Source organism: Xanthomonas sp. SHU 166 (assembly GCF_000364685.1).
Taxonomy (GTDB): Bacteria; Pseudomonadota; Gammaproteobacteria; order Xanthomonadales; family Xanthomonadaceae; genus Xanthomonas_A; species Xanthomonas_A sontii.
This window is the reverse complement of record NZ_AQOJ01000899.1, coordinates 1-1,702: the sequence shown is the minus strand read 5'-3', so window position 1 is coordinate 1,702 and position 1,702 is coordinate 1. Positions and strand designations below refer to the sequence as shown.

At 69.4% G+C, this 1,702-nt stretch carries 3 protein-coding genes; all 3 read left to right on the top strand.

The window, feature by feature from the left end; genetic code table 11:
* Positions 1-236 precede the first annotated feature (236 nt).
* A complete protein-coding gene (locus D180_RS20290) occupies positions 237-605 on the top strand; it encodes a rhodanese-like domain-containing protein (protein ID WP_017909974.1) in 369 nt (122 codons plus the stop codon).
* A 4-nt stretch (positions 606-609) separates the two neighbouring features.
* A complete protein-coding gene (locus D180_RS20285) occupies positions 610-960 on the top strand; it encodes a metalloregulator ArsR/SmtB family transcription factor (protein ID WP_017914208.1) in 351 nt (116 codons plus the stop codon).
* Positions 957-1,702: MBL fold metallo-hydrolase (locus D180_RS20280; RefSeq protein WP_017914207.1), on the top strand; the 746-nt coding region annotated here is incomplete at its 3' end. The genes D180_RS20285 and D180_RS20280, both read left to right, overlap by 4 nt.

Genomic DNA, 1,702 nt, shown 5'->3' with positions numbered 1-1,702 from the left:
TGGCAGGTGCAGCAAGCGTCCCGCGCAGCCGTCCGGCACGCCAGGCACAGCGGATCGGCCAACGAAGCACACGCATGATCGAACTCCAGAGGAAAGGGCGCATCCGCGCCGTCGGTGGGCACCCCACCGCGGCAGATCGGGTGCGGCCGCCCTAGGCTGGCCGCGAGATAAATTAGAATTTTCTTATATTAGAGTCAACTGATATGATGGGCGCACTTTCCCGCCGAGCACCCCCAATGCCCGCCTCCTCCGCCCAAGTCCTGGTCGACCGCGCACGCGCGCAGATCCACGAAACCCCTGCCCACACCGATGCCGCCGCCACGCCCCTGCCCGGCGAATGGATCATCGACGTGCGCGAACCCGGCGAGTTCGCCATGGGCCACCTGCCCAACGCCATCAACATCCCGCGCGGCATCCTCGAATTCCGTCTCGACGCCGATCCGGCGCTGGCCCGACGCGACCAGCCGATCCTGCTGTACTGCGCCAGCGGCGGCCGCTCCACCCTGGCGGCACTGAGCCTGCAGCACCTGGGCTACACCGCGGTGCGCTCGCTGACCGGCGGCTTCCTGGGCTGGACCGCGGCCGGTGGCCCGGTCGATTTCTGAGCCCATGCCGCGCCGCGCCGCAACCGCCCTGGACCCTGCCGCGATGCGCGCGCACGCCAACGAGGCGGCGCGCCTGCTGAAGGCGCTCGGCAACGAGAAGCGGCTGCTGCTGCTGTGCCTGCTGGTGGACCACGAGCAATCGGTCGGTGAACTCAACGCACGTGTGGAGCTGAGCCAGTCGGCGCTGTCGCAACACCTGGCGCTGCTGCGCGAGGATGGACTGGTGCAGACCCGCCGCGAGGGTCAGACCATCTATTATTCGCTGGTGCCCGGCCCGGTGCAGCGCATCCTTGAGGTGCTGCACGGCATCTACTGCAGCGCCGCGCCACCTGCCGCCACCCGGAGCGATCGATGAGCCAGCATCCGCACGTCCACGCCTTCCACCATGGCGGTTCCGGCACCTGGAGCTACGTGGTCGAGGATGGCAACGACGCCGCGGTGATCGACCCGGTGGTGGGCTACGACCCGCAGACCGGCGCACTGGACGACGCACCGGCGCAGGCGTTGGCCGCGTGCCTGGACGCGCGCGGACTGCACCTGCGCTGGATCCTCGAGACCCACGCCCACGCCGATCATGTCTCCGCCGCGCAGTGGTTCAAGCAGCGATGGCCGCAGGCGACGCTGGCGATCGGCGATGGCATCCGCGAGGTGCGTGCCCGTTTCGCGCCACAGTTCGGACTGGACGCGGACGCGCAGGCGCGCTGCGGCTTCGATCACCTGTTCGCCGATGGCGAGCGTTTCGCGATCGGCAGTGTGCAGGCGCAGGTCATCGCCGTGCCAGGCCATACCGGCGACAGCGTCGCCTACCTGATCGGCGATGCGCTGTTCCCGGGCGATTCGCTGTTCATGCCCGACAGCGGCACCGCGCGCTGCGACTTCCCCGGCGGCGACGCGGCCACGCTGTACCGTTCGATCCAGCGGCTGTACGCGCTGCCGGAGGCGACGCGCATGTTCGTGTGCCACGACTACGGCGCAGGCGGCCGCGCGGTGGCCTGCCAGACCAGCATCGGCGAACAGCGCCGCAGCAACATCCATGTGCGCGATGGCATCGACGAAGCGGCCTTCGTGGCCTTGCGCCAGGCGCGCGATGCGACACT